At 43.7% G+C, this 7,395-nt stretch carries 6 protein-coding genes; 1 reads left to right on the top strand and 5 read right to left on the bottom strand.

All coding sequences use genetic code 11. From position 1 onward, the window contains the following. Window positions 1-353: 353 nt before the first annotated feature. From F6K57_RS33440 to F6K57_RS33420, 5 genes are all read right to left on the bottom strand, one after another. On the bottom strand, window positions 354-593 hold the full coding sequence (locus F6K57_RS33440; protein ID WP_293072269.1) for a hypothetical protein: 240 nt from the start codon (window positions 591-593) through the stop codon (window positions 354-356). Between the two features lie 106 nt (window positions 594-699). After that, entirely contained in the window at window positions 700-2,232 is a 1,533-nt protein-coding gene (locus F6K57_RS33435; protein ID WP_293072268.1) for a PRC-barrel domain-containing protein, read from the bottom strand. A gap of 625 nt (window positions 2,233-2,857) precedes the next feature. Further along, window positions 2,858-3,259 carry a hypothetical protein gene (locus F6K57_RS33430; protein WP_293072267.1) on the bottom strand — a complete coding sequence of 134 codons (402 nt, stop codon included), beginning with the start codon at window positions 3,257-3,259 and terminating at the stop codon, window positions 2,858-2,860. Between the two features lie 245 nt (window positions 3,260-3,504). Further along, window positions 3,505-4,434 carry a 30S ribosomal protein S6--L-glutamate ligase gene (rimK, locus tag F6K57_RS33425; protein WP_293072266.1) on the bottom strand — a complete coding sequence of 310 codons (930 nt, stop codon included), beginning with the start codon at window positions 4,432-4,434 and terminating at the stop codon, window positions 3,505-3,507. A 208-nt stretch (window positions 4,435-4,642) separates the two neighbouring features. Then, window positions 4,643-5,851 carry a VCBS repeat-containing protein gene (locus F6K57_RS33420; protein ID WP_293054739.1) on the bottom strand — a complete coding sequence of 403 codons (1,209 nt, stop codon included), beginning with the start codon at window positions 5,849-5,851 and terminating at the stop codon, window positions 4,643-4,645. Window positions 5,852-6,777: 926 nt separating this feature from the next. Here F6K57_RS33420 and F6K57_RS33415 point away from each other — a divergent pair. Continuing rightward, a partial coding sequence (locus tag F6K57_RS33415) for a hypothetical protein (protein WP_293072265.1) occupies window positions 6,778-7,395 on the top strand: 618 nt, incomplete at its 3' end.

Genomic DNA, 7,395 nt, shown 5'->3' with positions numbered 1-7,395 from the left:
GAATTCTCCTTAAATAAACCTTTCTTGCCACCTTCTAAGTAATTACTGAGTAAGCATTCAGCCGTTGGCCGTAGGCCACGCTACACCGAACAGCTGTCAGCTGTCAGCCTAATGCTTAAAATAAACCTCAAACAGGAGAATTTAAAGGTGCGCTTTCGGAATTAAGAATTAAATTCGCCACGGGTCGTACCTAATAGTTTGAGATTAATCAGAGTTGAAACTTTGGAGAAAAGCCGATCTCAGCATATGCGCTTAGGGCACGCTACGGGGTTCTCAGCGGTTAGCCGTTGGCCATAGGCCTTTGGCTGATAGCTGAGGGCTGATAGCTGAATGCTGATAGCTGAATGCTGACATTACTGATCAGCGATCATTAACACAGAGATTATGTTCTGCAGAGACTTCTGTTTTTCTTTTCTCTCGGATGCAGCGGTTTCTGCTGGTGTTTGGGGTGCAGTTGCTTCTGGTGAACTCGGAGTCGGTTGAGACTGAGAGTTCTCATTACCATCAGTAGCTAGAGATAACAAAGATGCGATCGCTAAAATACTTAGCACCATTGCAAATTGTCTAGTTACCAGTATTGCCACTTGTCTCATGGTATTTTTCTCTTTCAGTTGTATAGATCAGTTAGTGCCAGGACTTACGCACAGACTCCATGGGTAGGGTGGGCAAGGTTTTTACCACCCTACAAGTAGCGTTAAATTAAGAGATTTGCGTAAGTCCTAAGTGATTAAGAGCTGTTTTGGCAGATTCTGGTTCAGAACTAGGGTTGAGTGTCTTGTCTTTCTGAGCAGCGTCTGTAGTAGTAGCGGAGTCAGCACTCGGCAACTTTGTCTTTACTTGAACTAGTTTTTCCTTAGCCTGGTCAGTCAGCTGTTTAGTAGTCTGTTGTGCTTGACCAGCAACCTCAGAGAACTTCTCTTGGCTATTCTCCGCTACTTTTTTAGTAGCCTCTTGCACTTGAGTGGTGACATCAGAAAGCTTCTCTTTGGTATTACCAGTCACCTGTTTAGCCGTTTGTTGCACTTGAGCAGCAATCTCAGAAAACTTCTCTTGGGCATTGGCCGCTACTTTTTTATTGGTCGGTTGTATTTGACCAGCGACCTCAGAGAGCTTCTGTTGAGCATTACCAGTTAGCTGTTTAGTGCTCTGTTGTGCTTGACCAGCAATATCAGAAAACTTCTCTTGGGCATTCTTTGCTACTTTTTTATTGCTCGGTTGTACTTGACCAGCAATATCAGAGAGCTTCTGTTGAGCATTACCAGTTAGCTGTTTAGTAGTCTGTTGTGCTTGACCAGCAACATCAGAGAGCTTCTGTTGGGTATTCTCCGCTACTTTTTTAGTAGTTTCTTGCACTTGACCAGCAACATTAGAGAGCTTCTGTTGAGCATTACCAGTTAGCTCTTTAGTGGTCTGTTGTGCTTGACCAGCAACCTCAGAGAGCTTCTGTTGAGCATTACCAGTTAGCTCTTTAGTGGTCTGTTGTGCTTGATCAGCAACATCAGAGAGCTTCTGTTGGGTATTCTCCGCTACTTTTTTAGTAGTTTCTTGCACTTGACCAGCGACCTCAGAGAACTTATCTTGAGCATTTCCCGCTACTTTTTTAGTAGTTTCTTGCACTTGAGTCGCTAGCCCCTGAGTCCCTTTCACCAGCGCCGCCATATCTTCCTTGGTTTTAGCGTAGTCATCTTTCAAGGATTCAGCCGCCTGAGAAATTTTGTGATTGATGCCACCCGTATATTGCTCAGCCTTTTGCACCATCGCCTCGATCGCCATCACTCGTTTACCGCCCACACTAGCGATCGCGACAGGGGGAAGTCGGTAGGAGCCATCAGTGAGACCACGCCAGCCCTTGGATCCAAAGATATACTCAACTACCTTCCCCGTGTTGGGGTCGAATCGATAGTCCATCAAAGTACCTGCCTGATTCCCTCCGTCCGTCCACAACTGATGTCCCACAATCGATTCCACAGATTCCGGTTTTTTCGCTGTGGTTTCCGAGCCAAGGTAAACTAGAATGCTGTCGGAGCCAATCGTCTCAATTTCTGCCCAAGTAAATGACCGTTTTTTGTGACCGAGCAGTCCTGACTTGCAAACCAAACCCAAAACTTGGTGAGCAATTGGGTCGAGCCACAGCTCAGCTACCCGACCAATTTCTTCGGTGTTTTGGCGATTCAGTACTATCTGGTTGATTACATCACTGTGCTTAATGGCAGTTTCTGATTGTGTGTTCATCAACGTTCTCCTTAGTTTGAAATCAGAGTTTTTAGAGCAAATCTGGTAGCATTGGCCTTGTTAACAACTTGCATTTGCCGACCTTGACTCTATCCATCTCCTCCCCTCTATAGTCATCAGATTAGGCATCAGCTAGTTGTTTAGACCGCGCGCAGAGTATTTACTTAGAAATTCGGCTCCTTTGATTAAGCTCTGATGAAAGATTAATCAAACTTTGTGAAAAAACTGTGAGCATGCTACTGGCCTTGGGCGCTAAAAAAGCTTTTGAATGACCAATATCAAAGCACCAACAGAATTCTTCTGTAAGCAGAAAATTGTCAACTGCTTGACCAGATTTGTAAACTATTGGTTTTGTGAAAATTCCTAACTCAAGGTGATCCAAACATGATGCTCTACAGGATAGCCTGAGCCAGCAGTAAGCTGTTGAATACTTACGGATAAAATCAATCTGTAGAGTGCTTTATTATACCAATGTACTAAATCAGCGCGTTTATTCCCCAGTGTTGCGTAAGTCCTGATATTGCGTTTCGATTTGCTGAAGTATCCCTGATGTTAATCCTGAGAACGATAATTTAATTATCGCGTTTCTCGTACTTATGAGGTACAGTAGTCAATTTTATTCCCCCTACTCCTTACTCTCTACTCCCTGCTCCGTACTCCCTTGCACTTGCTCCTGCAGCCACTTAGTAATCAGTTCTGGACAATTCTTCTTAAACCAGCGCAGAGCAACAACTCTGAAGGCTGGTTTAGACATACGGGCAATTGATTTCATCATCCAGTTGAGGGAGCGAGACTGAAACTTTTTGTTGATCAGGTTGACTGATCCGACATCGTAGAGGCAATCGAGGATGAGCTTTACGGTAGCTTCTTCCCTCTCTACTAAATGTTCCAGAAGCAGCAGTACATCATGCATACGCTCCTTTTGTATGCGCTCTTCTTCCAAGATTTTCGGCACCTCGACCAATGGTTCGGAAGATGTCATCATAGTCGTGGTATCTATACTTGACTGTTCCAGGCTTGGATTCATTCCTTACACCCTAATCAAAAATGTACCTATGTCAGACACTATAACCTAGTACTGCGTCAAAATTAAATTGATAACCATTAGGTACCCTATTAGTTGCATGTTTGAGCCATCGATGCCTTTCCAGGGATTGCTTTGTTTTACCATCAAGCCCCTGGTTTGAGATAAGTTTTGTTTTTAACCAATAGGAAACTTCTGATCGGGGCATGGGAAATAGAGAATTACAGATTCTTGAGAATTTAATACTTTTAATACTTGATGCGATCGCGAACAGCTCCACTGCGAGGTGTACCTTTTTTATCATTCGCAGCACTTTTTTCCAAAAATTCAATAATCTTCCCCGCCACATCCACCCCAGTCGCCTTTTCAATTCCTTCTAGTCCTGGTGAAGAATTCACTTCCAACACTAGCGGACCACGATGGGAGCGTACCATGTCTACCCCAGCTATGGGTAATCCCATGGCTTTAGCAGCACGAATTGCTGTGATACGCTCTTGAGAGGTTAACTGGATTTTTTCAGCTGTTCCCCCTCGGTGTAGGTTCGAGCGGAATTCCCCCTCTGCTCCCTGTCGCTTAATTGATGCCACTACCTTACTATCAATCACAAGACAGCGAATATCCATACCCCCTGCTTCTTTGATAAATTCTTGGACTAAAATATTGGCTTGTAAACCGCGAAAGGCTTCAATCACCGACTTGGCAGCTTGATGGGTTTCTGCCAGGACTACCCCAATACCTTGGGTACCCTCCAATAGTTTAATCACCAAAGGAGCACCACCTACCATCTCGATTAAGTGGTCAATATCTTCGGTTAAATAGGCAAAGCCAGTTACGGGTAAACCAATACCTTCACCAGAAAGGATCTGAAGAGAGCGTAGTTTATCACGGGAGCGGGAAATTCCCTGATTTGGAATAGCACTCTTTACACCCATCAATTCAAACTGGCGTACAATGGCCGTGCCATAGAAGGTCTGTGATGCCCCGATCCGGGGAATAATGGCATCAAAGTCATCTAAGGGTTTGCCCTGATACATTACCATTGGCTTGTCAGCTGTAATATTCAGGTAACAGCACATATAGTTAATCACCCGCATTTGATGACCCCGCTTGTCCCCAGCATCCTTCAAGCGTCGGGTAGAATACAAGGTAGCATCTAGGGATAAGATCGCAATTTTCATTGGGTTTACCCTATATCACTAACGCTATATTTTAAAAATAAATCTTAGGGGCGCATCTGGTGCGCCCCTAAGGTGTGTCACTAATTGATTGTAAACCGCAGCAAGTCACAAGTGCGATTGGCCGTAGGCCACGCTACGCGAACGCATAATTTGATTGAGCGCTTTTTGTTTAGACTCAACAAAGTGTCAACGCTCAACACAGGTCACTTCAGGCATGGCCTTCCCAGCTCAAATCTACCGACTCAGCGATTACTGGTCGGTCGTAACCATTTTCATTCATCATCCACATCCCTGTCTTGCCATCAACAGTATTGCTCCAGAAAATGTCATCGTAACCATTCTTGTCAAAATCCATAACTCCTTGAAATTTCCAGGTGTCGTCAAGGGGTGCATTATTAACGAACACTGATTCTATGTAATCTGTACCTGCCATGCGCCAGTAGTAAACATTTTGGTTTTCAGTGTCAAGCCAGAGAACATCCGCGTTTTTATCTCCATCAAAGTCTCCGGCACCAAGGATTTTCCATTTACTGTTGGCTAATTCTGATTGGATTAGTACTCCTCGATTCGGCTCAGTGCCATTCATCAGCCAAACTGCATTTTCCCCAGTGGAGTCATTACGCCACAGCAGATCGGTTTGCTGATCACGGTTGAAATCTCCTGTGCCATGGATTTTCCAGTTAAGGTCTGAGACTGGGACGATGGATACTGCTTCTTGAAACTGGGAACCATTCATTAACCAGATACCAATGTCTCCATTCGCGGTATTGCGCCAAACCATATCTTTGTGGCTATCACCGTTGAAGTCTCCAGCAGCACGAATCTCCCAGTCACTGTTAACGGATTCCATTTGAATCGTCACTGCCTCATCTAGGTCAGTACCCATTACCCCATGCATTCGCCAAGCTCCCATGGTGCCAGTCTCAGAATTATGCCAGAACAGATCCACTTCAGCGGAGGTAAATTCAATGGCGTCAATTCGCCCTAACTCGAAGGTCTCATTATCAAGACTATCTGCCTCTACAACAATTTCGATGCGATCGCCTGGAGCAAGTTGTACATCTTTAAAGATAGGATTTGGATTAGGATCACCATTGCTGAGAGAGTCAGTGAAACCGACATAGTTACCGGAGTTGGGTCCATCTCCACCAAGGTTTTTATCCAAAGTATAGGTGTCAACATCAGTACCGTTGACCCGTAGTGTTAGTTTGGCTTGTCCATCTATTTCATCAAAGTGAGCAATACCGATATGGTATTTGCCAGCAACACCATCACTTTCTGTCCAGTCAATTCTGATTATGCCGTTGGTTTCAATGTCTTCGATTCTGACTGCTTTAGAGCCTGAAGCACTATTATTATCAAAAACCTCGTAATTTTCTAGGGTAACGCGAGTTGTGTTTTCTGCTTCGATTTTCATAGTTGTTTTCCTGTTTTAGATGAAGCGCGTTTTGTGAATTGGTAATTGTCAGCGGTCAGCGGTCAGCGGTCAGCGGTCAGCGGTCAGCTAAAAGCTCACGCTACGCGAACAGCTTAAAATAAAATTGAAAGTCTGGGGAAAACCCCCATTGCACGTGGAACAGGCTTCTAGCCTGTGATGTTGCGTATTAGCTGTTCGCTTAAATTAACGGCGTTCCTGATTCTGGGTATGGTTTCGCCCCCCTAGGGCGTGTTTTCAAAGTTTTCCGCAAGATTTAGATCCCCCCCAGCCCCCCTTAAAAAAGGGGGGAGCCATAGTCAAAGTCCCCCTTTTTTAAGGGGGATTTAGGGGGATCTCCGAGGCAAGAAGACACACCCTAGCCCCCCAATTCTGGGGGGAACAAGAATCAATTTGTTGCTAAAAGTCCCCCAAAATTGGGGGATTTAGGGGGCTTGAATGTAGCAAATGAGACTTCTCAGACAACCTCTGATAGCTGATAGCTTACAGTGGTTTGCTGAAAATACCTTTGGCATAACTGTTATGAATTGCTCTAATAATTCCCAATGTATTGAGCAAAACTATTGGTAGAATGCAGTTTTTGGTTTAAATGCAGCCTGGTCTAGTCTTGTGTCGATTGCACAAGTGTGTCTTTTATGTAGATGGTAGAGATTGCACACTAGAGTATTTTCTACCATGATATATTTTCGAGCTGTTTTGAAATTAGGTCACTTTGAAAAGTGGCACAGTTAAAGGCTATTTTATAAATAAGATGATATAATGTAGCGGACTTTAATTGGGTAAGGTATAGGAAAGGGAATAGGGAATAGGGAGTACGGAACAAAAACTATCACAATTCCTACACGGATTGCTAGAGATTTTTCTAGTTATCATAGAAAAATGCTTGTCTATTCTGTAAACCCTACAGCATGTCGAATCAGATTTATAACTGGCAGCGATTTTGGTGTTCTCCCTCTGATCGCTTCTATTTAGGTTATGATGGTTACTTATCCGATCCAGAAGTTCAATCGGTCAAGGGTTACAATTACAATCCCAATCCTAAGTTGGTAACCTTTAGGGAAATTTCTGGAATACCCTGCCTAATACTCCTCGGTGAACCAGGCATCGGCAAGACTCAAGCCATGAAGGAGGAAGAAGAGAAGGTTACTGCTGAGCTTAAAAATACAAAGGATGAAATCCTATCACTTAATCTTCGATCAGTTTTGACGAAAGATGAACTAACTCAGAAATTGTTTAAAAGCGATAAATTTACTAGCTGGCAATCGGGCAGCCATCGGCTCCACATATTTTTGTATAGTTTTGATAAATGCCTTTTACGACTAAAAAGACTGGCAGAAATTTCACTGGCAGAAATTTTAGTTGATGAGCTTAAGGATTATAAAGAGCATGTTAACCGTTTAATTCTTCGGATTGCTTGTAGCTCAGCGGTATTACCATCTGATCTTGAGACAGATCTCAAGGAACTTTTTGGGGAAGATTCCATAAAAATATATCAGCTAGTTCCACTTCGTCGTCAAGATGTTGTA

The sequence above is a fragment of the Moorena sp. SIO4A5 genome (assembly GCF_010672005.1).
In the GTDB taxonomy this organism is placed as follows: domain Bacteria; phylum Cyanobacteriota; class Cyanobacteriia; order Cyanobacteriales; family Coleofasciculaceae; genus Moorena.
The sequence above is the reverse complement of the archived record's forward strand: the minus strand, read 5'-3'. Positions and strand labels throughout refer to the sequence as shown.